Below are 24,169 nucleotides of genomic sequence, written 5' to 3' on the forward strand. Positions count from 1 at the left end.
AATCTGTCGAGAGGCCCGACGTTTGACCTGCGTAGAACAGGAGATTTGGGCCATGAACATCCACCTCACCAAAAGTCAGATCGGGCTGGACGGCGTTCCCGCGGCCGAGACCGTGCTGAGCCATGTCGACGGCGAGCGCGGCGAGCTGATCATCGCCGGCGAGCATGTCGGCCGGCTGGCCGCCAAATCGAGCTTTGAGGGCGTCACCGCCCGGCTCTGGAACGGCGCCAGCAAGACCTCGCTGAGCGAGGCCAATGTGCGGGCGAGCCTGGGCGCCGCACGCGAGCGCGCCTTCGCGCGGCTCGCCGAGCTGCTGCCGGCGACGCACGGCATGGGAATCGTCGACGGGTTTCGCGCGGCCGTCGCGGGCCTTCGCGCCGAGCACGGGCTGGAGCATGAGGCGACCATCGTCGGCGCCTTTCCGGTGATATCAGGCGCGCTGGTCCGGCGCGCCAAGGGGCTCGAGCCGGTCGCGCCCGATCCGAGCGCGAGCCACGCCGCCGACACGCTGCGCATGCTGCATGGGCGCGCGCCGGCAACGCGCGAGGTCACGGCGCTGGATGCCTATCTCGTCACCGTCTGCGACCACGGCATGAACGCCTCGACCTTCACCACGCGCGTGGTGGCCTCGACCCAGGCCGATCTGTTCGCAGCCGTCACCGCCGGCTATTGCGCACTGACCGGTCCCTTGCATGGCGGCGCGCCGGAGCCGGTGCTGGAAATGCTCGATGCGATCGGCTCGCGCGAGCGGATCCAGCCCTGGGTGGATGCCGCGCTCGCACGCGGCGAGCGGATGATGGGTTTTGGGCATCGCGTCTATCGCGTGCGCGATCCGCGCGCCGACGTGCTGAAGACCGCGATCGAGGCCCTCGCCTCCAACGGCGCCGACCTGCCGTTTGCCGGCGAGGTCGAGGCCTATATCCGCGCAGCGCTGCGCAAGAAGAACCCGGACCGGCCGCTGGAGACGAATGTGGAGTTCTTCACCGCGATCCTGCTCGATGCGCTCGCGATTCCAAGGCAGGCGTTCACGCCGATCTTCGCGGTGGCGCGCGCCGCCGGCTGGACCGCGCATGCGCGCGAGCAGCAGCGCACCGGGCGGCTGATCAGGCCGAGCTCGTCTTATGTGGGGGCGGTGCCGAAGGCCTAGGGCCAGTAGCTTTGAACGGAATAATGACGACGGAGTGGTTCACTCCGTCGTCGTCCCGGCGAAGGCCGGGACCCATACCGCGTGATCTATCGATAGTGGGAGGTGGGAGTACCGCGGGAAGACGTCTTCACTGCGAGTCTTCGCCAAACCACTCCCTGGGGTTATGGGTCCCGGCCTTCGCCGGGACGACATCGAGAGTTTGGCTGCGACCGTCAGACTCTCGGAGGACGACGACCGCAAGAGGCCCTACGCCTCCCGCACCACCGTCTTCAGATAGTTATACGCCTTGATGATCTCGATCAGGCGGTCTTCGGTCGAGCGGTCGCCGCCGTTGGCGTCGGGGTGGTGCTGCTTCACCAGCGCCTTGTACTTGCTCTTGACGTCGGCGAGCGTGGCACTGGGGCCGAGGCCCATGACCTGGAGCGCCTTGCGCTCGGCGTTCATCACCTTGCGCGTCTCGGCCTTGGGCTGGGCGTCAGGACCCTTCCGCCAGTTGGCGCGGCCATTGATCTCGCTGAACATGCTGAACGGATCGGACGCCATGTCGATATCGGCTTCCGCACCCTTCTTGCCGCCATTGGCGCCCATCTTCCAGGTCGGGCGGTGGCCGGTCAGCGCATCCTTCTGGTAGCGCGCGACGGCGTCGGCATTCATGCCGGAGAAGAAATTGTAGTTCTGGTTGTACTCGCGCACGTGATTGAGGCAGAAGTGCCAGTACTCGCGCTGGTTCTCACGCCCCTTCGGCGCGCGGTGTGCGCCCTTGTTCTGGCATCCGGCCCATTCGCACGCGACCGCGGTGTCGCGCGGCTTCACCTCGGGCTGCTTGCCCCGCGGCTTGACGCGGATGGAGTCGAAGAACTTTGATGAATCGATCGGCATGGCTGACTTTGACTACGCAATGCAAAAACCTTCAAGTCTTGACATTGCAATTAGCTGCGAACCCGGCAAATAACGGAGTGCGACCTCTGCACCTGAATGGCACACACATGACTATGAGCGACATTATCAGCAACAAGTTGCAGGAAGCTTTCACGCCGGAAAACCTGCAGGTTGTCGACGAGTCACATCTGCATGAGGGCCATGCCGGCCATCGGCCCAGCGGCGAGACGCACTTTCGCGTTTATATTGTGTCTCAAGCCTTCAAAGGGAAGAGCCGGGTCGATCGCCACCGCATGATAAATGCGGCGCTGGCCGCGGAACTCTCCGGCAGCGTGCACGCGCTCGCCATCCACGCGCAGGCGCCGGGGGAAAATTAGCTCGGTCATTCCGGGGCGGCTCAAAGAGCCGAACCCGGAATCTCGAGATTCCGGGTTCGATGCTTCGCATCGCCCCGGAATGACTGAGGGCTTAGAACGACGTCCCCGCCCTTCTCGGCTTGGCTTCTTCCATCTCGGCCTCGCGCGGCACCGGTGAAATACGGAGCGCGGTGATGCGGTTGCGTTCGCGGCGCAGGACGCGGAAGCGGAAGCCGTGGAACGTGAAGCTCTGGCCGCGATCGGGGATCGAGCGCGCCTCGTGAATGACGAGGCCGGCGACCGTGGTTGCCTCTCCATCGGGCAGATGCCAGTCCATGGCGCGGTTGAGATCGCGGATCGGCACCGAGCCGTCGACCACGACCGAGCCATCCGGCTGGGCGCGCACGCCGGCGACCACGACGTCGTGCTCGTCGGAGATGTCGCCGACGATCTCTTCCAAAATGTCTTCCAGCGTCACGAGACCTTCAACCTCGCCGTACTCGTCGACGACGAGCGCGAAATGGGTCTTGCGGCGGCGGAACGCCTTGAGCTGCTCGGACACCGGGCGCATCTCCGGCACGAACCAGGGCGGCAGCGCGATGGTGGAGACGTCGATGCGCGAAGTGTCGCCTTCGGAGGCGCGGATCGCGCGCAAGAGATCCTTGGCGTGGAGCACGCCGATGATGTTTTCCGGCTTCTCGCGCCAGAGCGGAATGCGGGTGTATTCGGTCGCCAGCACCTCGCGCAGCAGCTCCTCCGGCGGCAGGTCGGCGTTGATCATCATCATCTCGGTGCGATGGATCATGACGTCGGAAACCTGGAGCTCGCGCAGGTCGAGCAGGCCGCCGAGCATGTCGCGGTCCTGCTTCTCGAACTTGCCCTCGTGATGCAACAGGTCGACCGCGCCGCGCAGGCGCTCGGTCGGCGACAGGATGGCTTGGTGCTCGCCGGCAAGGCCGAACAGGCGCATCAAGAGGCGCACGATGACTTCGACGATCTTGAGGAGCGGCCCCAGCACATACATGGTCAGCCGCATCGGGCGCGCGACCGCAAGCGCCATGCGGTCGGGCGCGTTGATGGCGATGGTCTTGGGCAGCACCTCGGCGAAGATCACCACCAGCGCGGTCATCACGCCGGTGGCGTAGAGCACGCCGACATCGCCGAACCAGGACGTGAAGATGGCGGTGGCGAGCGCGGAGGCGCCGATATTGGCGATGTTGTTGCCGAGCAGCAGAGCGCCGATCAGGCGCTCGCGCATGTCGAGCAATTGGGATACGACGTCGGCGTCGTGATTACCCTGCTTGGAGAGCCGCAGCATGCTGGCGCGCGAGGCGCCGGTCAGCGCGGTCTCGCTCGCCGCGAAGAACGCCGAGACCAGCAGGCAGAGGACGACGATGGTGAATCCGAGCCAGTCCATGCACCACTCGAGTTTCTTGTCTTGACGCGTTTTCCTTGCGCGAACCGGTCCCCACTTCGCTCGAAAACGCTTTCACGAAATTCAGCCGCGCATCAGGCCTTCTGCGCGAGCTTCTCTTTCAGGAAGTCGCGCACCGGGGCCGGCTCGACGTCCTTTGCGATCACGGCGCGCCCGACCGCCTCCAGCAGGATGAAGGTGAGCTTGCCGCGCTTGACCTTCTTGTCCTGCGCCATCAGGGCCATCAGCGCGTCGGCATCGGCAAGCCCTTCCTGCGAAAAGCCCGCGATGTCCTGCAAGCGGGTCGGCAGGCCGGCCTCAATGAGATGCCGCTCGACGCGCGCCGCGTCGGCCTCGCCGATCATGCCGAGCTTGGCCGAGAACTGCGCCGCTAGCGTCATGCCGATCGCGACGCCCTCGCCGTGGAACAGACGGTCGGAGAAGCCGGTCGCAGCTTCCAGCGCGTGACCAAAGGTGTGGCCGAGATTGAGCAGCGCGCGTTCGCCGGTCTCGCGCTCGTCGCGCGAGACGATTCCGGCCTTGGCACGGCAGGAGGTGGCGATCGCGTGCTCGCGCGCTGATCCGCCCTTGAAGATGTCGGCGTGGTTCTTTTCCAGCCAGGTGAAGAAGGCCTCATCGCCGAGCACGCCGTATTTGGCGACCTCGGCATAGCCGGCGTGGAACTGGCGCGGCGACAGCGTGTCGAGCACGGCGGTGTCGGCGATGACCAGCACCGGCTGGTGGAAGGCGCCGAGCAGATTCTTGCCCTGCGGCGAGTTGATGCCGGTCTTGCCGCCGACGCTGGAATCGACCTGCGCCAGCAGCGAGGTCGGCACCTGCACGAAATCGACGCCGCGGCGCAGGATCGCGGCGGCAAAGCCGGCGAGATCGCCGACCACACCGCCGCCGAGCGCGATGACGAGATCGTTGCGCTCGATCTTCGCGGCGATCAGGGCTTCGCTGACCTTTTCCAGGCCGGCATAGGTCTTGGAGATCTCGCCTTCCTCGACGACGATGCGCGACGTCGGGATGCCGGCGGCCGCGAGCGATGCTTCGGTCGGCTCGAGCCAGTGCTTTGCAACGGTACGGTCGGTGACAACAGCCGTGCGCACGCCGGGGCGCAGCGCTGCGACCCGTTCGCCGAGCGAGGCCAGCACGCCGCGGCCGATGACGATGTCATAGGCGCGATCGCCGAGCGCGACGTCGACGTTGACGGGATCGGAATGTTTCAACGGCGCAGTCATCGTACGGCACTCGCAACGTCGGCAGGTGGTTGGGCGGCCTGTTCGCCGCAGAGATGGGCGCGCAGCGTCTCGATACACTCCTCGACGATCTTGTCGTGCGGCACGTCGCGCGAGGCGATGGTGAGGTCGGCATGGCTGTAGACCGGCTCGCGCTCGGTGAGCAGGCGCGTCACGGTTCCCTCGGGGTCGGCGGTCTGGAGCAACGGGCGGTCGGCGCGGCGGCGGACGCGGCGCATGATGACGTCGTGGTCGGCCTTGAGCCAGATCGAGACCGCCTTGGCCGCGATGCGCGCGCGCGTCTCCTCGCGCATGAAGGCGCCGCCGCCGGTCGCCAGCACCACCGGGCCGCCGTCGAGCAGGCGCGCGATCACGCGGGCCTCGCCGTCGCGGAAATGGCCCTCGCCATGGCGCTCGAAAATCTCCGGTATGGTCATGCCGGCCGCCGCCTCGATCTCGGTGTCCGCATCGACGAAGGGCAGCTTGAGCCGGGCCGCCATGCGGCGGCCGATGGTGGATTTGCCCACCCCCATCATGCCGACGAGCACGATCGAGCGCGCCCCGAGCGCCGACAGGATGTCGGCCTCAGGCGATGCTTGTATCGGCAACGCGGCGTCGGACATGGGTCTCGCTCTGGATCTCGCTCGATCTGCCGCCAAAAACGGCCTGCTTTGGCCACCTATACGACCCCAAAGGGGGCCTCGCCAGAGGACTCTTGCCACGAAACGGCGAACATGTTGGATGATTTCATTGGTTAATTTGCCTGCCAAGTCCCCTACAGAGACCCCAGACCGATGCCCAGCCTGTTCCGCTTCCTGACGGTCGTCGCCGTGATCGCCGGCATCGTCTATGGCGTGATTTTCGCGCTGGCGAACTTCGTCAATCCGAAGCCGCGGGAAATGTCGGTGACGATCCCGCCGGATAAGTTTCTCAAGAAATAGGGGTTAGCCTCCAGGGCATGCGTGCAAAGCCCTCAGACGCCAAGCTCACCGGCCTGTTCCTCGACATGCTCGCGGCGGAACAGGGCGCCGGCCCCAATACGCTCGATGCCTACCGCCGCGACCTCACGGACTTCTCCGAGTTTCTGGGCCGCGTCGGCCACAGTTTTGCGGACGCCGAGACCCAAACGCTGCGCGACTATCTCGCCGATCTCGACACGCGTGGCTTCAAATCCACCAGCGTCGCGCGCCGCCTGTCGGCGATGCGGCATCTCTACCGCTTCCTGCTGAACGAGCGGATTCGCAGCGACGATCCCGCCGCGATCCTGTCCGGCCCGAAACGTGGCCGCGGCCTGCCAAAGGTGCTGTCGATCGCGGATGTCGACCGCATGCTCCGCCGCGCCAAGGAATTGAGCGAGGCGGAGGATGCCTCGCCCTCGAAGCGGCTGCGCGCCTTGCGGCTCTATTGCCTGCTCGAGGTGCTGTACGCCACGGGCCTGCGCGTCTCCGAGCTGGTGGCGCTGCCGCGCACGGCGGCCAAGCGCGACGCCCGCATGATCGTGGTGCGCGGCAAGGGCAACAAGGAGCGGCTGGTGCCGCTGAACGAGGCCTCGCGGCAGGCGATGGCGGATTATCTCGCCGCGACCGAAGCCGCGAAATCCGACAAGAAGACCAGCGTTGCCGCCTCGAAATGGCTGTTCCCCTCCTTCGGCGAGAGCGGGCATCTGACCCGGCAGCATTTCGCCCGCGACCTCAAGGAGCTCGCGGTCGCCTCCGGGCTTCAGGCCCGGCTGGTCTCCCCGCACGTGCTGCGCCACGCCTTTGCCAGCCACCTCCTGCACAACGGCGCTGACTTACGCATCGTGCAGACCCTGCTCGGCCACACCGACATCTCGACCACCCAGATCTACACCCATGTGGTCGAGGAGCGGCTGAAGAGCCTGGTGCGCGACCTGCACCCGCTGGCGGAGAAGTAGGTCTCCCGCAGCCGAAACTGCCTTGACTTCGGCCACATCTCCGCAGAAAGAGCCGTGGCCTCACGATTGAATTGGCGGGCTGCCCAGAAGCCCACAAGCCAACTCATTGAAGAGGCTACACTTCTTTCCGCAGGTCCGAAATCGCTTCGCCGCCTCGCCCCGTCCTCCCTATATTGAGTTGATGCAAGACCAGATGCGCAGCTATCTCGACTTCGAAAAGCCCGTCGCCGAGCTCGACTCCAAGGTCGACGAGCTGCGGACGCTCGCGGCCTCCGGGACCGACATCACCGACGAGATCGGGCGGATCGAGGACAAGGCGGCGCAGGCGCTGGCCGACCTCTATACGAACCTGTCGCCGTGGCAGAAGACGCTGGTCGCGCGCCATCCGCAGCGGCCGCATTTCAACGACTTCATCAAGGGCCTGATCACCGAATTCACGCCGCTCGCCGGCGACCGCAAGTTCGGCGAGGACGAGGCCCTGGTCGCCGGCTTCGGCCGCTTCCGCGGCGAGCCGATCTGCGTGATGGGCCAGGAAAAGGGCGATTCCACCGAAAGCCGCATCCGGCACAATTTCGGCATGGCGCGGCCCGAGGGCTATCGCAAATGCGTGCGGCTGATGGAGATGGCCGAGCGATTCGGCCTGCCGGTGCTGTCGCTCGCCGATTCCGCCGGCGCCTATCCCGGCATCGGCGCCGAAGAACGCGGCCAGGCCGAGGCGATCGCGCGCTCGACCGATGCGTGCCTGTCGCTGGGCGTGCCGAACGTCGCCATCATCACCGGTGAAGGCATGTCGGGCGGCGCCATCGCGATCACCACCGCCAACCGGGTGCTGATGCTGGAGCACGCGATCTACAGCGTGATCTCGCCGGAGGCCGCCTCCTCCATCCTCTGGCGCGACGGCACCAAGGCGCAGGAAGCCGCCAACAACATGAAGATCACCGCCCAGGACATGCTCCGCTTCGGGGTGATCGACAGCATTTTGAAGGAGCCGGTCGGCGGCGCCCACCGCGACCCCGCCGCCATGATCGCCACCACGGGCGAGGCCATCGCCAAGGCGTTTGACGAGCTCCGCGGCCTCGACGGCGACGCCATCCGCAAGCAGCGTCGGCAGAAATTCCTCGATATCGGCCGGAAACTGGGCTGATTCGGGCAGCCTCGACGTCGTCATTCCGGGGCGATGCGAAGCATCGAACCCGGAATCTCGAGATTCCGGGTCCGCCCTTCGGGCGCCCCGGAATGACGGTTGGAGCCCGGTAACCCCGCATTAACCCTTTTTTTGCCCAAATCGGCGATCTGAGTCCCAATTGGGCCGGAAGGCCCAAGTAAGGCCCAAAGTCGCGTCCATTTAGTCTCTGTTGACCATGCTACTGGGCCAACGGGCTCGTGATCCCCGCTCGGGTTGCGACCACATGACCCAGAGGTTAGAATTTTAATCAATGGCTTCAGGGCAAAAGCACTGGAGCGTGGTTTGAAAAAGCCCGTCACGACGGGTCCGGATCTCCGGTCGGATCATGCTTCAAAGAATTGGGGTTCGCGCTCTCTGCCCGGCACGGTGTGGGGTCCATCTTGATTTCTCGTTCGCTTGCTCGCGCGCTCTTGGCTTCGGTTGCGCTGCTGACGGCCAGTGTCCTGCTGGCCGGCTGCGACACCGACCAGGTTTCGCTCGCGACCAACGCCAAGGCCAACCAGCCGGTGCCGCCAAAGCTTCTCGCCGCGATGGTCGAGAAGGACATGGATCTGCAGTCCCCGATCCTGGTCCGCCTGTTCAAGCAGGAAGCCGAGCTCGAAGTCTGGAAGCAGACCCGCAACGGCCAGTTCGCGCTGCTCAAGACCTATCCGATCTGCCGCTGGTCGGGCGATCTGGGCCCGAAGGTGCGCGAAGGTGACCGCCAGGCGCCGGAAGGATTCTACTCGATCAATCCGGGCCAGATGAATCCGCAGTCGGCCTATTACCTCTCGTTCAACACGGGCTATCCGAACGCGTTCGACAAGGCTTTGGGCCGTACCGGCTCGCAGCTGATGGTGCATGGCGATTGTTCTTCGCGCGGCTGTTACGCCATGACGGACGAGCAGATCGCGGAGATCTATTCGCTCGGCCGCGAGTCCTTCTTCGGCGGCCAGAAGGCGTTCCAGCTGCAGGCCTATCCGTTCAAGATGACGCCGGTGAACATGGCCAAGCACCGGAACAATCCGAACATGCCGTTCTGGAAGATGATCAAGGAAGGCTATGATCATTTCGAGGTGACGCGGCAGGAGCCGAAGGTCGATTTCTGCGAGAAGAAGTACGTCTTCGACGCAGCGAAGACGCCCGATGCCAAGCGCGATCCGGTGTTCGACGCCTCGGCAAAGTGCCCGGCCTATGTGATCCCCGAGGACATCGCGAGCGCCGTGCGCGAGAAGGACGCGCGCGACCAGGCCGAGTACGCCAAGCTCGTCGCCAAGGGCACACCGGTGGCGCGCATGAACACCGGCATCGACGGCGGCATGAACAAGATCTTCGCTGCCAAAATTCCGGAAGGCTCGACCGGCCTGTCGGAGGGCGCCGAAGGCACCACGCTGCAGATGCTGGCAATGGCGAAGGCGCCGGGCACGATCCCCGGCCACGTCAATCCGCCGAAGCCGAATTTCGACGCGGCCGCTCCCTCGCCGCAGGAAGAGCCGGTCGTCGCCGTCAGCGCGCCCGCGACCAGCACGCGCGTCGCGGCCGCAGCGCCCGCCGAGAAATCCCAAGAGAAATCGCAGGGCGGCGGCTTCTTCTCCAACCTCGGCCGCAAGATGGGCCTCGGCACCGCCGAAACCACGGCGACCGCTTCGGCTCCGCCGCAAGCCACGGCGTCCGTGGCCCCGGCTACGACGTCCACGACGCCGCCGACGGCAGCGTCCAGGCTGAAGGCCGCAGTCACCCGGTTCGTGCCGGGACATGACAAGTCCAAGGATGCAGCGAAGGACGCGCCGAAGCCGGCTGTGGCCGCCGCCAAGCCGGCAGAGCCGGTGAAGCCCGACACGCGCCTCGCCGCAACGCGTCCTGCGCTGAAGCCGTCGGTGTCGGATGGTGCGGGTGACAGCGGCCAGATGGCAGGCGCGGCACCGGTCGTGTCGTCGAACTCGTTCGACAGCCGGTTTGGGGCGGTGAAGTAAGCGCGCGGCCTCTCCGCGCGTTCTCTCCGGTCCATTCCAGCCTGACGCCGTCATTCCCCGCGAAGGCGGGGAATCCAGCATTCCAGAGGCACCAATTAGCGATCGAGAAGCCGCGGCGTACTGGATGCCCCGCCTTCGCGGGGCATGACAGGGTGGGACGAGAGTACCGCGCCTCACTCGCAGGTGAGCAGCGCTACCTTACGGCGCCAGATACCGCAGCAGTTCCGGATTGCCGCGCACATCATTCGCCTCGCCCTGCAGCGCGACCCTTCCGCGGTCAAGCACGTAGGCGTAGTCGGCGACGCGCAGCGCGAGGTCGAGGTGCTGCTCGACGATGATGACGGCGATCTCTTTCGCGAGCTCGATCAGGCGCTCGGTGATCTCCTCGATGACGCCGATCCAGACGCCTTCGGTGGGCTCGTCGAGCAGCAGCAGTTTTGGATCCCCTAACATGGCACGGCCGATGGCGAGCATCTTGCGCTCGCCGCCGGAGAGCGTGCCGGCGGGCTGGTCGAGGCGCTGGCCGAGCTTCGGGAAGATGGTCAGCACGTGATCGACTGCGTCGGCCTTGCTGCTCGCGAGCGAGCCGACCGCGAGATTGTCGCGCACCGACAGGCGCGCGAACACCGAATGCTCCTGCGGGACGTAGCCGATGCCGGCGCGCACGCGCTCCTGGGTCGCGCGGCGGCTGATGTCGCGGCCGTCGAAGGCGACCTCGCCCTTCCACGCCGGCAGCTCGCCGACGATGGTCTTCATCAGCGTGGTCTTGCCGGCGCCGTTGCGCCCGAGCACGGCGACGCCGCCGCGCCAGGGAATGCCGAGGTTGACGTCGAACAGGACCTGGCTGCGGCCATAGCCGGCGTCGAGATGCTTGATGTCCAAAAATTCAGGCACGGCGCAGATAGATCTCCTGGACGGATTTGTTGGCCTGGATCTCGGACACGGTGCCTGACGCCAGCACCTTGCCCTGGTCGAGCACGGTCAGGCGATCGCAGATGTCGCGGATGAAATCGAGATCGTGCTCGACGATGACGAGCGAGCAATGTTTCTTGATCGGCTGGAGCAATTCGCCGGTGACGCGGCGCTCCTCGAGGCTCATGCCGCCGGTCGGCTCGTCCAGCAGCAGGAGCTTTGGTTTTCCGGCAAGCGCCATCGCGATCTCCAGCCATTGCTGCTGGCCGTGCGACAGCGCCGCCGCCGCGTCGAAGGCGCGGTCGGCGAGACGAAACTGCGTCAGCATGGTCATGACCTGGTCGTGCAGCGCGCCGCGCGTGCGCGAGAACACGAGGTCGAGCAGCGAGGATTGCGCCTGGAGCGCGAGCAGGATGTTGTCGTACAGCGTCAGCGTCGGCAGCACGCTCGTGATCTGGAATTTCAGGCTCATGCCGGCGCGGGCGCGCTCGGTCGGCGTGAACGCGGTGATGTCGGTGTTGATAAAACTCACCTTGCCCTGCGTCGGCACCTCGGCGCCGGCAATGCACTTCATCAGCGTGCTCTTGCCGGAGCCGTTCGGACCGATCAGGCCGTGAAACTCGTTCTCGCCGACGGTGAGGGCTGCGCCGTCGAGCGCGGTGAGCTTGCCGAAGATCTTTTGGATGCCGGCGGCCTCAAGGAGCGGCATTGCGCTTCTCCTTTGGCGTGGCACCGAAGCTGCCGACACGCTCGCGCTCACCGAGCGCGAAGCTGATCAGGCCGAGCGGCCGGAACAGGATCACGAGCAGCAGCAGCAAGCCCAGGATGATAGGCCAGATGTCACGATAATTGTCGGACAGCCAGAAGCTGACGCCTTCGACGATGATCGCGCCGATGACCGCGCCGATCAGCGTGCCGGAGCCGCCGAACAGCACATAGAGCACCACCTGTGTCGAGACGACGACGCCGACCATGTTGGGCCAGACGAAACCTTCGTGGAAGGCATAGAGGCTGCCGGCAAGGCCGGCGACGCCGCCGCCGATGGTGAAGATGATCGCTTTCAGATGCTGCGCCTTGTAGCCGAAGAAGGCGATACGCTGCTCGTTCTCGCGCAGGCCCGCCAGCGCGAGGCCAAACTGCGAGCGCACCAGGAAGCGGCAGAGCAGGTAGACTACGACGAGGATGCCGAGCACGAGATAGTAGAAGGCGGGCCCTTCCGAGAATTCGTAACCACCGAGCGTCATCGGCGCGATCGAGGGAATACCGTTCTGGCCGCCGAGATAGTACCAGCCGCGCGCGAGGCGGTCGGCGGCGTAGGAGCCGGTGAGCGTGCCCAGCGACACGAAGATCACGCTGGAGGGATGCCGTCCCAGCAGCAGGAAGCCGCCGAGCAGCAGCGCGAAGGTGAGGCCGATGATGGTGCCCGCGGGGAGCACCAGGAAGATGTTGGTGATGTCGAGGTCGCGCGCGAGCAGCGCCACGCCATACCCGGCCGAGCCGAAGAACAGGGCCTGGCCAAAGCTCATGATGCCGGCATAGCCCCAGACCAGATCGAACGACAGGGCGAACAGCGCGAGGATGATCACGCGCGTCGCGAACACCGTGAGATAGTCCTGCAGCACCAGCGGCGCGAGCAGCGCGGCGACGAGCACCACGCCCTCCACGATCGGCAGGACTCTTCGTCCCGCCGCGACCTGTCCCGCCGCTTCGCGTTCAGCCATCGCATCGTCCGCTTCGTCGCCGGCGATGGCTTCCCTTACCACACTCATCGACTTCGGCATTCCGCCTCAGCATTCCTTGGGATCGACGAGCCCGTCGCTGCGTCCGACGATCTCGTAGTTTCCGCCCTTGGCGACCGCGGTGTACATCTTCATCTTGCAGTGCCGCTTGCCCGGCACCATTTCGGCAGGTCCGCCGGGACCTTCGGCGATCTTGGCGTGGTCGAGCGCGGCGGCGACCGACTCGCGGTCGAGCTTGCCCGCTTCTTTCACCGCCGCTTCCCACAGCTTGAGGCCGCGATAGGTGCCGGTGGCGGCGCTGCCGGCGGCGAACAGGAAGTTGCCCGGAAAATCCTTCTCGTAGGCCGCCTGGATTTTTGCGTCGAACGGGTTCTCCTTGGTCAGCACCTTGAAATAGTCGAGGCAGCTCGCGAGGCCCTCGATCTCGCTCGCCTGATTGATGTTGAGCGTGTTCTCGTCATAGTAGACGCAGGCGAGACGGCCGCCGTTCTTGAGGAAGCCCGCTTCGTAGAGCTGCTTGAAGAACGGGCCGACGCCGGGCGGAATGACGGTGTTGAAGACGACGTCGACCTTGTTGGAGATGATGCGGTTGACGGTCGAGGAGAAGTCGACCTGGTCGAGTGGATAGTACTCCTCGAACACGACCTCACCGCCGTTGGATTCGATCACCTTGCGGGCATAGACGTTGAGCGTATGCGGCCAGACATAGTTGGCGCTCGGCAGCGCGAATTTCTTGCCGCCGTTCTTGATCAGCCAGGGTATGAACTCGTCGCATTGCTGCGCCGGCGTCGGGCCGGTGCAGAACAGATAGGGCGTGCACTCCTTGCCTTCGTAGAGCTGCGGATAGATGTAGAGCGTCTTGCCGCGCGCCACGATCGGGTCCTTGATCGCGTTGCGCATCGAGGAGGTGATCCCGCCCAGCACCATGTCGACCTTGTCGCGCTGGATCAGCTTGCGCACGTTGCCGACCGCGACGGATTCGTTCGACGCGGTGTCCTCGATATAGAGCTCGAGCGGACGGCCGAGCATGCCGCCGGCGGCGTTGATCTCCTTGATCACCATTTTTGCGACGTTGGCGTCGGCATTGCCGGCGTACGCAATTGGGCCCGTTAGATCTGTGGCGATGCCGACCTTGATCGGGGCTTCGGCCGCATTGGCCCAGGGGGCCGGGATTACCCAGCTGCCGACGCCGGTCGCGACCGCGCCCGACGCAAAGGCGAAATTGGAGAGGAAGCGGCGGCGTGAGAGCTGCGTACGATCGAACATATGACTAAACCCCTTTGCCAGCGATGAGGCCCTGCGGCCGGAATTTGATGAAGATAATGGCGAGCACAAAGACGAGGACGTCGGCGACGACGGGCGCCATCACCCAGGGCAGCGCGGCACTCAGCGTGCCGATGACGCCGGCACCCGCCACCGGCCCGATGAAGGAGCCGACGCCGCCGACCATGACCGCGACAAAGCCCTGGATCAGGAAGCGCAGGCCGAGATCGGCGAACAGGCTGAAGACAGGCACGATCAGCGCGCCGGCAAGGCCGGCGAGCGCCGCGCCGAAGGCAAAGGTGGCGCCATAGATCAGCGGCGTGGAGATGCCGGAGGCGCGCGCCAGCGAGGGATTTTCCAGCGTGGCGCGGACGCGCAGGCCGAAGCTCGTGCGAGAGAGCAGGAGATAGCAGCCACCCATCACCAGCAGCGTGATGACGATGATGGTGAAGCGCCATGCCGAGATGTGCATCGCGCCGATGTCGATCGAGCCGCCGATCGGCTCGGGCACGGTGAGATAGAAGCCGCCGATCAGGCCGCGCACGGATTCGCGGATGATCAGGCCGAGCGCATAGGTGCCGAGCATCGCCACGATCGGCGCGGCGTAGAAGCGGCGGATGATCAGCGCCTCCAGCACAAAGCCGAGCGCGCCGACCACGAAGGGCGCCGCGACCATGCCGGCCCAGATCGGCAGGCCCCCGGCGTAGGCGAGATAGGTGATGTAGGCCCCGAGCAGGACGAACTCTCCTTGCGCGAAGTTGAAGATGCCCATCATGCTGGCGATGATCCCGAGCCCCAGCACGATCAGGACGATGATCGCGCCAAAGCTCAGGATCTCGAACGCCGCGACGAACGCGTTAGCCATTTGGTGCTGTTCCGTCCGTCTGCATCGACGCCTCGCTCACATCTTCTTCCAGTCGCCGATCTGCTCGAAGGCGTGCGCGGCGCGATAGATGGTCGATTCCTCGAACATGCGGCCGACCAGCATCAGGCCGACGGGCAGGCCGTCGACCATACCGCAGGGCAGCGACATCGCGGGGTGATGGGTGATGTCGAACGGCGCGGTGTTGCCGATCATCTCCAGCGCACGGGCGACGTAGTCCTCGCGGCTGGCCGTGGGCTCCGGCAGCTTGGTTGCCTTCATCGGCGTCGTCGGCAGCAAAAGCAGATCGTAATCCCCAAACGCCTTGTCGTAGGCGGCGGTCAGCCTGCGGGAGATATTGAGCGCCTTGCCGTAGAAGCGTGGACCGAAATTGTTGTTGATGTAGGTGCCGAGCATCATGAACAGCTTCGTGGTCTCGGACAGCGAGTCGGCCTGCCGGCGCCAGCCGCGATGAAAATCCATCAGCGAGGTCGAATAGAGATCGCCGCGGCTGAGGCCGTAGCCGTCGCCGAACATCATGGTCTGGGTCAGGCCTTCGGTGCCGATCGGGGTCCAGATCGCGCCGCCCAGGAGATGCATCGGGATTGAGACCGTCTCTACGGTGGCGCCAAGATCCTTGAAGCGCTTTGCCGCCTCGCGCACGCTTTCATTCACCGCGGCTTCTGCGACCGGCTGCTCAAAGCCTTCCTTGAGAATGCCGATCTTCATGCCCTTGACGCCCTGGCCGAGCGCCTTGGTGTATTCCTCGACCTTCGGAGCCTTGATGCGCGGATCGTAGCCGTCATCGCCGGCGAGCACTTCAAGCAGCAGCGCGTTGTCAGCGACGGTCGCGGTCATCGGACCGGTATGGTCGACATAGATCTCGATCGGCATGATCCCGGTGTAAGGCACGAGGCCCCAGGTCGGCTTCATGCCGTAAATGCCGCAGAACGAGGACGGCATGCGGATCGAGCCGCCCTGATCGCCGCCGATCGCCATGTCGACTTCGCCGAGCGCGACCACGACGCCCGAGCCTGACGACGAGCCACCGGCCGAGTAACCCATCTTGTGCGGATTGTGCACGGGCCCGTAAGAGCCGGTGTGGCTGCCGCCGGACAGGCAGAAATGCTCGCAATGCACCTTGCCCTTGATCTCGGCACCGGCATCCAGCATGCGCGTGACGATGGTGGCGTCGAAATCGGGCACATAGCCTTCCAGCGTCGACGAGCCGTTGGTCATGGGCACGCCGGCCAGCATGATGTTGTCTTTCAGCGCAACGGTTTTGCCCTTGAGCTTGCCGCCGGCGGCGCCTTTCACAGTCGCCTTGCGATACCAGGCATTGCGCGGGTTCTCTTCGGCCGAGGGCCGATAGCCCGGCGTGCGCGGATATTTCACCTCCGGCACTTCGTCCGGCATCGCGGCAACGAGATTGTAGGCTTCAATCGAGCCCTGCATCAGGCCGCGGAACGAGGCGACGTCGTCGTCGGTGAGCGAAAGGCCGCATTGCTCGGCGACACTGCGAAGTTGGGCGGGCGTGGGAAGGACGACTGTCACGGCGCTCTCCTTGAGGTTTCTTGATCCCTGGCTTTGGATGGAGGCCGCTCGCTCGCGCCTGCACGGCGCGGGCCAGCCGGCTTCGCCTCGATATTACAGACGGAAATATTTTCCTTTTCAAGCATTATTTCGAAGCTCGGCCGTGACGGACGAGCGGCCGGATCTCAGAGCGTCTTGATGAGCTTGAAGTCGAGACCGTCCGCTTCGGCAAGATACATCGGCATCTCGGCGCGGCCATCGCGGATGGTGACGGGTCCGCGGCCCGCCGAATAGACGGTGTTGCGCGCGGCCTTGAGCAGCGGGCGAAAGGCCAGCGAGCCGGCGCGGTTGGCCACGGATTCCAGGAACCGCAACCCCTCATAATTCGACTGGCCGACCGAGCCGACCGGCGGCGCGTGCGGGCCGAACATGGCCTGATAGCCACTTAGGAACTCGTCGTTGGCGCGCGAGGCCATGCAGTTGAAATAACCGGAGGCGCAGAACAAATTCTCGGTGTTGTCGGCGCCGATGCCGAGCAGCACGGTCTCGTCCATCGCGCCCGCGAGCCGCAGCGTCGAGGTGGCAAGCCCTGCCTCGGCGAAGGCACGGTTGAAGGTGATGCTGTCGGTGCCGATCAGCGAGATCAGCACCACGTCCGGCTTGGCAGCGTGGATGCGCGCCAGATGCGCCTCGTGATTGTCCTCGCCGACGGGAACGAACTCCTCGCCGACGACCTGGCCGCCGGCCTCCTTGATGTAGCGCTTCACCGCGCGATGCGACTGCCAGGGCCAGACATAGTCGCTGCCGATCAGATACCAGCGAGCCGCCTTCTTGACGTCGGCCAGCCAGTGGATGGCGGGGCGGCTCTGCCAGCGCGGCGTCTCGCCGATCGCCATCACGCCCGGCGTGCGCTCGCCGCCCTCATAGACCGGCGTGTAGATGTAGGGGATGCGGTTGCCGGTGACCTTGCGCAGCGCGACGCGGACCGCGCTGATATGCGAGCCCATGATGAGGTCGACCTCGTCGAAGGCGATCGCCTGCTCGGCGCGCTGCACCACCTCGTCGATCGGGCCGCCGGAATCGTAGATCGACAGCTCCAGCTCGCGGCCCAGAATGCCGCCGCGCTTGTTGATCTCGGCAACCGCCAGCATCGCGCTGTTGGTGGAGGTCGGGCCCCAGATCCCGGGCGAGCCGGTGAAGGTGAGGAAATTGCCGATGCGCAGCTTGTTGCGTGCGCCACGGCGCTTCATGAAATGCGCGTCAACCGGAGACAGGTCGAAGTCGGCCGCCGACGACGACAGATTCCTGAACAGCAAGGACGGCGGCAACGCCGGGCCGCCGTGAGCCGGGAAGTTTACCGTCGCGCGCACGCCAACTCCTGTCTGGCACCAGACCTGAAAGCACATTGAGCAGGCGGCCGCGGCTTCCGCCCTTTTGTTGGGCAATGATCCTATTTTGAAAATATTGAATATTCAAGAATTGAAGTGCATATAGATGCAGCATTGATTGCAAGACATTCACTCATTTGGGTCAAGACGAAGTCTTAGCCGTGGCAAAACCGTCGAAAGAAAACACTCCGATCACCGAACATCTCGCCTACCTGCTCGCGCAAGCCAACCGGGAGATCAACCGGCAGCTGGAACTGCGCTTGAGCAAGGAAGGTGTTCCCGTCGAGCAATGGCGCATCCTGAAAGTGCTGTCGGATGGCAACGGCCATTCGATGGGCGAGCTTGCGGACGCCGTGCTGCTCAACCATCCGACGCTGACCAAGATGATCGACCGCATGGTCTCGGACACACTGGTCTATCGCGTGCAGGACCCGAACGACCGCCGCAAGGTGCTGATGTTCATCTCCGACCGCGGCAAGGTGCTGTGCAAGAAGCTCAACTCGCTCGCGGTGGACCAGGAGGAGCACATCCTGGAAAGCTACGGCGACAAGTCGACGAGCGAATTGAAGCGGCTGTTGGAGAGCTTGATCGACAGCTCGAATTGAGCTCGTCGTTTCGGACGCGATTTCTCAACCCACGTCGTCCTGGACAAGTGCAGCTCGAGACAACGCGCAGCGTTGTCTCGAGCGGAGCGCTGATCCAGGACCCATTACCCCAGGATTGGGTTTGACGAAGACTGCTAGTTGCGCTTCTTCGCGCGGTACAACGACTGCATGCTCTCGATAGATTCCGCGGTATGGATCCCGGCCTTCGCCGGGATGACGACGGAATGTGCTGCAGCGGTGTCGTGCTTAACTAGCGCCGCGGCGTACTGGATGCCCCGCTTTCGCGGGGGCATGACAGTGGGGCCTAGCGGTTACGCATACCGCCCGTGGCAGTGCTTGTACTTCTTGCCCGAGCCGCACGGGCAATCCTCGTTGCGGCCGATCTTGCCCCAGGATGCCGGGTTCTTCGGATCGCGCTGGGCGGCGTCGGAGGCCGGCGCGCCGAGCGTGACGCTGGCGAGCGCCATCTCGTCCTCGCCGGTGTTCGGGTCGAACTTGTGCGCTTCCATCGGCGGCAGCACGGGCGCTTCCTGCTCCGGCGGGACGATCTCGACCCGCATCAGCTGCGCGGTGACGGCCTCGCGCAGGTGCGCGCTCATCTCCTGGAAGAGATTGAAGGCCTCGGTCTTGTACTCCTGCAGCGGATCGCGCTGGCCGTAGCCGCGCAGGCCGATGACCTGGCGCAGATGGTCGAGCATGATCAGGTGCTCGCGCCAGAGATGGTCGAGCGTCTGGAGCAGAATGGTCTTCTCGACGTAACGCATCACGTCGGGGCCCCACTGCCCGACCTTGGCGGCCATGTGCTCGTCGGCGCGGTTCTCGATGCGGTTGAGCAACTCCTCGTCGGCGATGCCCTCTTCCTTGGCCCAGTCGTCGACCGGCAGGTCGAGATCGAGCACGCGCTTCAGCTCTTCCTTCAGGCCGGCAACGTCCCACTGCTCGGCATAGGCATGCTCGGGCACGTGCTTGGCGACGAGGTCGTCGATGAAGGCATGGCGCATGTCGGTAACGGTCTCGGCGACGCTGTCGTCCTTCATCAGGTCGACGCGCTGGTCGAAGATCACCTTGCGCTGGTCGTTCTGGACGTTGTCGAACTTGAGCAGGTTCTTGCGGATGTCGAAGTTGCGGGCCTCGACCTTCTGCTGCGCCTTCTCCAGGGCCTTGTTGATCCAGGGATGGATGATGGCCTCGCCCTCTTGCAGGCCGAGACGCTGGAGCATGCTGTCGAGGCGATCCGAGCCGAAGATGCGCATCAGATCGTCTTCCAGCGACAGGAAGAACTTCGAGCGGCCGGGGTCGCCCTGACGGCCGGATCGGCCGCGCAGCTGGTTGTCGATGCGGCGGGATTCGTGACGCTCGGAGCCGATGATGTAGAGACCGCCCGGCTTCGTCACGGTCTTGGCGGGCTTGGAACCCTTCGCCGGCTCGATCTCGACGATCTCCTCGGCCTTCAGCACGATCTCGCGGAAGCGCTCGACGTCGGCCTTGATCTGCTCGATCTTCCTGGCCTTCTCGGCCTCGTCCTCGATGCCCGCGGTTTCCTTCGGGACGCGCATCTCGAGCGAGCCGCCGAGCTTGATGTCGGTGCCACGGCCGGCCATGTTGGTCGCGATCGTGATCGCGCCGGGCACGCCGGCTTCCGCGACGATATAGGCTTCCTGCTCGTGGAAGCGCGCGTTCAGGACCGCGAACAGCTTCGACGGCTTGCCGGCACGGGCCGCCGCATAGAGCTTGTCGAGCGCGTTCTCCTTGCCGAAATCGATCTGCTTGTAGCCGTTCGACTTGAGGAACTCGGCGAGCACCTCCGACTTCTCGATCGACGCCGTGCCGACCAGCACGGGCTGGAGCCGCGCGTTCGCCCGCTCGATCTCGGCGAGAATGGCGGCGTATTTTTCCTTCTGCGTGCGGTAGACCTCGTCGTCCTCGTCGAGACGCGCGACCGACAGGTTGGTCGGGATCTCCACGACCTCGAGCTTGTAGATGTCGAACAGTTCGTCCGCTTCGGTCGCGGCGGTGCCGGTCATGCCCGCAAGCTTCTCGTACATGCGGAAGTAGTTCTGGAAGGTGATCGAGGCCAGCGTCTGGTTCTCGGGCTGGACCTGGACGTGCTCCTTGGCCTCGAGCGCCTGGTGCAGGCCTTCCGAATAGCGCCGGCCCGGCATCATGCGGCCGGTGAACTCGTCGATGATGACGACCTCGTCGTCGCGGACGATGTAGTCCTTGTCACGGGTGAACAGCGTGTGGGCGCGCAGGGCCTGGTTGATGTGGTGCACGACGGAGACGTTCTCGACGTCGTAGAGCGACTCGCCCTTGAGCTGGCCGGCGTCGCGCAGCAGGGTTTCGATCTTCTCCATGCCGGCTTCGGTGAGCGTCACCGTGCGCTGCTTCTCGTCGACGTCGTAGTCGGTCTTGTCGAGCTTGGGCAGGAAGCCGTCGATGGTGTTGTAGAAGTCGGAGCGGTCGTCGAGCGGGCCGGAGATGATCAGCGGCGTGCGCGCTTCGTCGATCAGGATGGAGTCGACTTCGTCGACGATGGCGAAGAAGTGCGGCCGCTGGACCATGTCCTCGAGCCGGTACTTCATATTGTCGCGCAGGTAGTCGAAGCCGTATTCGTTGTTGGTGCCGTAGGTGATGTCGCAGGCATAGGCCGTCTTGCGCTCGGCATCGTCGAGACCGTGGACGATCACGCCCGTGGTCATGCCGAGGAAGCCGTAGATCTGGCCCATCCAGCCGGAGTCGCGGCGGGCGAGGTAGTCGTTGACGGTGACGACATGGACGCCCTTGCCGGCGAGCGCGTTGAGATAGACCGCCAGCGTCGCCACCAGCGTCTTGCCTTCGCCGGTCTTCATCTCGGCGATGTCGCCCTCGTGCAGCACCATGCCGCCGATCAGCTGGACGTCGAAATGGCGCTGGCCGAGCGTGCGCTTGGCGGCCTCGCGCACGGTCGCGAAGGCCGGCACCAGCAGGTCATCGAGCGTCTTGCCCTCGGCGAGCTGCTTCTTGAAGTCGGCCGTGCGGGCCTTGAGCTCCTCGTCGGAGAGCTTGATGAGCTCGGGCTCCAGCGCGTTGATCGCGTTGACGCGGGACTGATATCCCTTCACCCGCCGGTCGTTGGCGGAGCCGAAAAACTTGCGGGCGAGCGCGCCGATCATGCCTAGTTCCTGTGTTCGCGATTTAACCGCGTTGCAGCCAAGAAGTTGTCCCCCGCCTGCCTATCAACTCACCGTGACGCTGATGGCGCCAGAGCCCGGACTGCGGGGGGTCATCCGCCATATGGGTGGGAATTGGGCAAGTCTGGGTTCAACGGCCAAAAACGCAGCAAAATAAACGCCATCGCCATGGTCGCGACCGGGCAGAGATATGGCCCGGTCAGGGCCTTGTCAACGGCGGGCGCATTGCGGCTAATTCATCATTTTGACAGACTTTTCGCGTTGCCAAGCCCCCCTGAATTGGGCGAGTGTCCGCCCCGCTCGAGCAGCCCCCTGCTTCAACAAAAGGATTTTCCATGACCACCTCGTTCCCGGTAACCAAAACCGGCCTGCGCTTCGGCCTCGCCACCGCCCTCGTGGGCTGCCTTGCGCTGGCGCTGATCGCGGGTCCCGGCCGGGCTGCCGACGATCCGGTCCTGGCGAAGGTCAATGGCGCGGAAATCAAGAAGAGCGACGTCGCCATGGCCGAGGAGGAACTCGGGCCGAGCCTCGCCCAGATGGACCCGGCGACCAAGGACGAGAACGTCCTGTCCTTCCTGATCGACATGAAGATCGTGTCCAAGGCCGCCGAGGACAAGAAGGTCGCCGACAGCGAGGAGTTCAAGAAGCGCCTGGCGTTCGCCCGCAACCGCCTCCTGATGGACAGCCTGCTCGCCAACGAGGGCAAGGCCGCCACCACCCCCGACGCCATGAAGAAGGTCTACGAGGAGGCCTCCAAGCAGATCACCGGCGAGCAGGAGGTGCGCGCCCGCCACATCCTGGTCGAGACCGAGGACGAGGCCAAGGCGGTGAAGGCCGAGCTCGACAAGGGCGCCGATTTCGCCGAACTCGCCAAGAAGAAGTCCAAGGATCCGGGCTCCGCCGACGGCGGCGACCTCGGCTTCTTCACCAAGGAGCAGATGGTGCCGGAATTCTCGGCGGTGGCCTTCGCGCTGGAGCCGGGCAAGATCTCCGACCCCGTGAAGTCGCAGTTCGGCTGGCACATCATCAAGGTCGAGGAAAAGCGCAACCGCAAGGCGCCGGACTTCGAGCAGGTCAAGGCCCAGATCGAGCAATACGTCACCCGCAAGGCCCAGGCCGACTACGTCGCCAAGCTGCGCACGGAAGCCAAGGTCGAGCGGCTGGACCAGCCCGCCGCGGACGCCAAGCCGGCCGACGCGGCCAAGCCTTCCGATGCGAAGCCCTCCGACAGCAAGATGGCGCCCCCTGCGAAGAAGTAAGAATTCGCTGTCACTTCGCGGACGCCAATAGTATCTAACGTCGCAATGGCCGGGCAAATGCCCGGCCATCTGCATATCCAGACCCCACCAAGGCGCCCCGCGATGTCCTCCTCCGTCTCTCCCCTCGCTCCCAAGACTGTTCCCGACATGCCCGTGATCGCGGGCGTCCGCCTTGCGACGGCCGAGGCCGGCATCCGCTACAAGAACCGCACCGACGTGCTTCTGGCGGTGATGGACAAGGGCACTGCGGTCGCCGGCGTCTTCACGAAGTCGAAATGCCCGTCCGCGCCGGTGGAATGGTGCCGCGCCAAGCTGAAGGGCGGCAAGGCGCGCGCCCTCGTCGTCAATTCCGGCAATGCCAACGCCTTCACCGGCAAGACCGGCCGCAGTTCCACCGCGCTGACCGCCAAGATCGCGGCCAAGGCCGTCGGGTGCAGCGAGAGCGAGATTTTCCTGGCCTCGACCGGCGTGATCGGCGAGCCGCTGGACGCGACCAAGTTCGACGGCGTTTTGGGCCGACTGGCCGAGACCGCCGAGCCCGGCGATTATCTCGCCGCGGCCAAGGCGATCATGACCACCGACACCTTCCCCAAGGTCGCGACCGCGACCGTCAAGCTCGGCAAGGCCAAGGTCACCATCAACGGCATGGCCAAGGGCGCCGGCATGATCGCGCCCGATATGGCGACGATGCTGTCGTTCGTCTTCACCGACGCGCCGATCGCGCCGGCCGCCCTGCAAGCGCTGCTCAAGAGCGGCGTCGAGGACACCTTCAACGCGGTGACGATCGACGGCGACACCTCGACCTCGGACACGCTGCTGGCCTTCGCGACGGGCGCGGCCGCCGAGCACGGCGCGCCGAAGATCAGCCGCGCCAGCGATCCCAGGCTGAAGGCCTTCGTCAAGGCCTTCAACCAGGTGCTCGCCAACCTCGCCGAGCAGGTCGCCCGCGACGGCGAAGGCGCGCGCAAGCTGGTCGAGATCACCGTCGAAGGCGCCAAGACCAAGGCGTCGGCGCGCAAGATCGCGATGTCGATTGCCAATTCGCCGCTGGTGAAGACCGCGATCGCCGGCGAGGACGCCAATTGGGGCCGCGTGGTGATGGCCGTCGGCAAGGCCGGCGAGCCGGCCGACCGCGACAAGCTCTCGATCTCCTTCAACGGCATCCGCGTCGCCAGGAGCGGCGCGCGCGATCCCGACTACGACGAGGCGCAGGTGTCGGAGGCGATGAAGGCGCCGGAGATCGCTATCAAGGTCTCGCTCGGCCTCGGCAAGGGCCGCGACCGCGTCATGACCTGCGACCTCACCAAGGAATATGTCGCGATCAACGGGGATTACAGGTCGTAGTCTC

The 24,169-nt window shown here is 65.1% G+C and carries 21 protein-coding genes; 9 read left to right on the forward strand and 12 right to left on the reverse strand.

Annotated features, from left to right (window positions below; all coding sequences use genetic code 11):
- Window positions 1-52 precede the first annotated feature (52 nt).
- Window positions 53-1,147 (forward strand): citrate synthase/methylcitrate synthase, encoded by a 1,095-nt coding sequence (locus EI171_RS03335; protein WP_161532595.1) that lies wholly within the window; start codon window positions 53-55, stop codon window positions 1,145-1,147.
- Window positions 1,148-1,393: 246 nt separating this feature from the next.
- On the opposite strand, the gene EI171_RS03340 is transcribed toward EI171_RS03335, so the two are convergent.
- On the reverse strand, window positions 1,394-2,026 hold the full coding sequence (locus EI171_RS03340) for a J domain-containing protein (RefSeq protein WP_011083016.1): 633 nt from the start codon (window positions 2,024-2,026) through the stop codon (window positions 1,394-1,396).
- A 107-nt stretch (window positions 2,027-2,133) separates the two neighbouring features.
- Here EI171_RS03340 and EI171_RS03345 point away from each other — a divergent pair, with 107 nt between their 5' ends.
- Entirely contained in the window at window positions 2,134-2,403 is a 270-nt protein-coding gene (locus tag EI171_RS03345; protein WP_161532596.1) for a BolA family transcriptional regulator, read from the forward strand.
- A 91-nt stretch (window positions 2,404-2,494) separates the two neighbouring features.
- Here EI171_RS03345 and EI171_RS03350 read toward each other — a convergent pair whose 3' ends face one another.
- From EI171_RS03350 to EI171_RS03360, 3 genes are all read right to left on the reverse strand, one after another.
- Complete coding sequence (locus EI171_RS03350; protein WP_011083018.1) at window positions 2,495-3,799, reverse strand: HlyC/CorC family transporter; 1,305 nt, start codon at window positions 3,797-3,799, stop codon at window positions 2,495-2,497.
- A gap of 92 nt (window positions 3,800-3,891) precedes the next feature.
- The gene (gene aroB / locus EI171_RS03355; protein ID WP_161532597.1) at window positions 3,892-5,040 is read right to left on the reverse strand and encodes a 3-dehydroquinate synthase; all 1,149 of its coding nucleotides are present in this window, start codon (window positions 5,038-5,040) and stop codon (window positions 3,892-3,894) included.
- Window positions 5,037-5,660 (reverse strand): shikimate kinase, encoded by a 624-nt coding sequence (locus tag EI171_RS03360; protein ID WP_028175815.1) that lies wholly within the window; start codon window positions 5,658-5,660, stop codon window positions 5,037-5,039. The genes aroB and EI171_RS03360 overlap by 4 nt, the downstream gene beginning before the upstream one ends.
- A 171-nt stretch (window positions 5,661-5,831) precedes the next feature.
- Here EI171_RS03360 and EI171_RS03365 point away from each other — a divergent pair, with 171 nt between their 5' ends.
- The 4 genes from EI171_RS03365 to EI171_RS03380 all read left to right on the forward strand — a co-directional run bounded on the left by EI171_RS03365 (window position 5,832) and on the right by EI171_RS03380 (window position 10,090).
- Window positions 5,832-5,978: a hypothetical protein gene (locus tag EI171_RS03365; protein ID WP_011083021.1), complete on the forward strand. Its 147-nt coding sequence runs from the start codon at window positions 5,832-5,834 to the stop codon at window positions 5,976-5,978.
- A gap of 17 nt (window positions 5,979-5,995) precedes the next feature.
- Entirely contained in the window at window positions 5,996-6,952 is a 957-nt protein-coding gene (gene xerD, locus EI171_RS03370) for a site-specific tyrosine recombinase XerD (protein WP_161532598.1), read from the forward strand.
- 181 nt (window positions 6,953-7,133) lie between these two features.
- A complete protein-coding gene (locus tag EI171_RS03375) occupies window positions 7,134-8,096 on the forward strand; it encodes an acetyl-CoA carboxylase carboxyltransferase subunit alpha (RefSeq protein ID WP_011083023.1) in 963 nt (320 codons plus the stop codon).
- A gap of 422 nt (window positions 8,097-8,518) precedes the next feature.
- Window positions 8,519-10,090: a murein L,D-transpeptidase family protein gene (locus EI171_RS03380; RefSeq protein ID WP_161532599.1), complete on the forward strand. Its 1,572-nt coding sequence runs from the start codon at window positions 8,519-8,521 to the stop codon at window positions 10,088-10,090.
- 198 nt (window positions 10,091-10,288) lie between these two features.
- Here EI171_RS03380 and EI171_RS03385 read toward each other — a convergent pair whose 3' ends face one another.
- The 7 genes from EI171_RS03385 to EI171_RS03415 form a co-directional block, all read right to left on the reverse strand.
- Window positions 10,289-10,984, reverse strand: a complete 696-nt coding sequence (locus tag EI171_RS03385) for an ABC transporter ATP-binding protein (protein ID WP_060909852.1) — start codon at window positions 10,982-10,984, stop codon at window positions 10,289-10,291.
- The gene (locus tag EI171_RS03390) at window positions 10,977-11,711 is read right to left on the reverse strand and encodes an ABC transporter ATP-binding protein (RefSeq protein WP_028175810.1); all 735 of its coding nucleotides are present in this window, start codon (window positions 11,709-11,711) and stop codon (window positions 10,977-10,979) included. The genes EI171_RS03385 and EI171_RS03390 overlap by 8 nt, the downstream gene beginning before the upstream one ends.
- Window positions 11,698-12,783, reverse strand: coding sequence for a branched-chain amino acid ABC transporter permease (locus EI171_RS03395; RefSeq protein ID WP_028175809.1), 1,086 nt, complete (start codon window positions 12,781-12,783; stop codon window positions 11,698-11,700). Before EI171_RS03395 ends, EI171_RS03390 begins: the two co-directional genes overlap by 14 nt.
- 6 nt (window positions 12,784-12,789) lie before the next feature.
- A complete protein-coding gene (locus EI171_RS03400; RefSeq protein ID WP_011083028.1) occupies window positions 12,790-14,007 on the reverse strand; it encodes a substrate-binding protein in 1,218 nt (405 codons plus the stop codon).
- 4 nt (window positions 14,008-14,011) lie between these two features.
- Window positions 14,012-14,869, reverse strand: a complete 858-nt coding sequence (locus tag EI171_RS03405; RefSeq protein WP_011083029.1) for a branched-chain amino acid ABC transporter permease — start codon at window positions 14,867-14,869, stop codon at window positions 14,012-14,014.
- Between the two features lie 36 nt (window positions 14,870-14,905).
- On the reverse strand, window positions 14,906-16,420 hold the full coding sequence (locus tag EI171_RS03410) for an amidase (RefSeq protein WP_161532600.1): 1,515 nt from the start codon (window positions 16,418-16,420) through the stop codon (window positions 14,906-14,908).
- Between the two features lie 164 nt (window positions 16,421-16,584).
- Window positions 16,585-17,769 (reverse strand): substrate-binding domain-containing protein, encoded by a 1,185-nt coding sequence (locus EI171_RS03415; RefSeq protein ID WP_028175807.1) that lies wholly within the window; start codon window positions 17,767-17,769, stop codon window positions 16,585-16,587.
- Window positions 17,770-17,948: 179 nt separating this feature from the next.
- Between EI171_RS03415 and EI171_RS03420 the strand changes: the two genes are divergently transcribed.
- Window positions 17,949-18,392 carry a MarR family winged helix-turn-helix transcriptional regulator gene (locus EI171_RS03420; RefSeq protein WP_018643508.1) on the forward strand — a complete coding sequence of 148 codons (444 nt, stop codon included), beginning with the start codon at window positions 17,949-17,951 and terminating at the stop codon, window positions 18,390-18,392.
- A 311-nt stretch (window positions 18,393-18,703) separates the two neighbouring features.
- Here the strand turns inward: EI171_RS03420 and secA are convergent, their stop codons facing one another.
- Window positions 18,704-21,544: a preprotein translocase subunit SecA gene (gene secA, locus EI171_RS03425; RefSeq protein ID WP_161532601.1), complete on the reverse strand. Its 2,841-nt coding sequence runs from the start codon at window positions 21,542-21,544 to the stop codon at window positions 18,704-18,706.
- Between the two features lie 353 nt (window positions 21,545-21,897).
- On the opposite strand from secA, the gene EI171_RS03430 reads away from it, so the two are divergent.
- Together EI171_RS03430 and argJ are read left to right on the forward strand one after the other, a co-directional pair.
- The gene (locus EI171_RS03430; RefSeq protein ID WP_028175805.1) at window positions 21,898-22,821 is read left to right on the forward strand and encodes a peptidylprolyl isomerase; all 924 of its coding nucleotides are present in this window, start codon (window positions 21,898-21,900) and stop codon (window positions 22,819-22,821) included.
- A gap of 102 nt (window positions 22,822-22,923) precedes the next feature.
- Window positions 22,924-24,165 (forward strand): bifunctional glutamate N-acetyltransferase/amino-acid acetyltransferase ArgJ, encoded by a 1,242-nt coding sequence (gene argJ, locus EI171_RS03435; RefSeq protein WP_011083038.1) that lies wholly within the window; start codon window positions 22,924-22,926, stop codon window positions 24,163-24,165.
- Window positions 24,166-24,169: the final 4 nt, after the last annotated feature.

Origin of the sequence: Bradyrhizobium sp. LCT2 (assembly GCF_009931255.1) — a bacterium.
Lineage (GTDB): Bacteria > Pseudomonadota > Alphaproteobacteria > Rhizobiales > Xanthobacteraceae > Bradyrhizobium > Bradyrhizobium diazoefficiens.

Coding starts and splice junctions, on each gene's coding strand:
- EI171_RS03335 (WP_161532595.1), top strand. CDS start 53: ATGAACATCCACCTCACCAAAAGTCAGATCGGGCTGGACGGCGTTCCC.
- EI171_RS03340 (WP_011083016.1), bottom strand. CDS start 2,026: ATGCCGATCGATTCATCAAAGTTCTTCGACTCCATCCGCGTCAAGCCG.
- EI171_RS03345 (WP_161532596.1), top strand. CDS start 2,134: ATGACTATGAGCGACATTATCAGCAACAAGTTGCAGGAAGCTTTCACG.
- EI171_RS03350 (WP_011083018.1), bottom strand. CDS start 3,799: ATGGACTGGCTCGGATTCACCATCGTCGTCCTCTGCCTGCTGGTCTCG.
- aroB (WP_161532597.1), bottom strand. CDS start 5,040: ATGACTGCGCCGTTGAAACATTCCGATCCCGTCAACGTCGACGTCGCG.
- EI171_RS03360 (WP_028175815.1), bottom strand. CDS start 5,660: ATGTCCGACGCCGCGTTGCCGATACAAGCATCGCCTGAGGCCGACATC.
- EI171_RS03365 (WP_011083021.1), top strand. CDS start 5,832: ATGCCCAGCCTGTTCCGCTTCCTGACGGTCGTCGCCGTGATCGCCGGC.
- xerD (WP_161532598.1), top strand. CDS start 5,996: ATGCGTGCAAAGCCCTCAGACGCCAAGCTCACCGGCCTGTTCCTCGAC.
- EI171_RS03375 (WP_011083023.1), top strand. CDS start 7,134: ATGCAAGACCAGATGCGCAGCTATCTCGACTTCGAAAAGCCCGTCGCC.
- EI171_RS03390 (WP_028175810.1), bottom strand. CDS start 11,711: ATGCCGCTCCTTGAGGCCGCCGGCATCCAAAAGATCTTCGGCAAGCTC.
- EI171_RS03395 (WP_028175809.1), bottom strand. CDS start 12,783: ATGCCGAAGTCGATGAGTGTGGTAAGGGAAGCCATCGCCGGCGACGAA.
- EI171_RS03400 (WP_011083028.1), bottom strand. CDS start 14,007: ATGTTCGATCGTACGCAGCTCTCACGCCGCCGCTTCCTCTCCAATTTC.
- EI171_RS03405 (WP_011083029.1), bottom strand. CDS start 14,869: ATGGCTAACGCGTTCGTCGCGGCGTTCGAGATCCTGAGCTTTGGCGCG.
- secA (WP_161532601.1), bottom strand. CDS start 21,544: ATGATCGGCGCGCTCGCCCGCAAGTTTTTCGGCTCCGCCAACGACCGG.
- EI171_RS03430 (WP_028175805.1), top strand. CDS start 21,898: ATGACCACCTCGTTCCCGGTAACCAAAACCGGCCTGCGCTTCGGCCTC.
- argJ (WP_011083038.1), top strand. CDS start 22,924: ATGTCCTCCTCCGTCTCTCCCCTCGCTCCCAAGACTGTTCCCGACATG.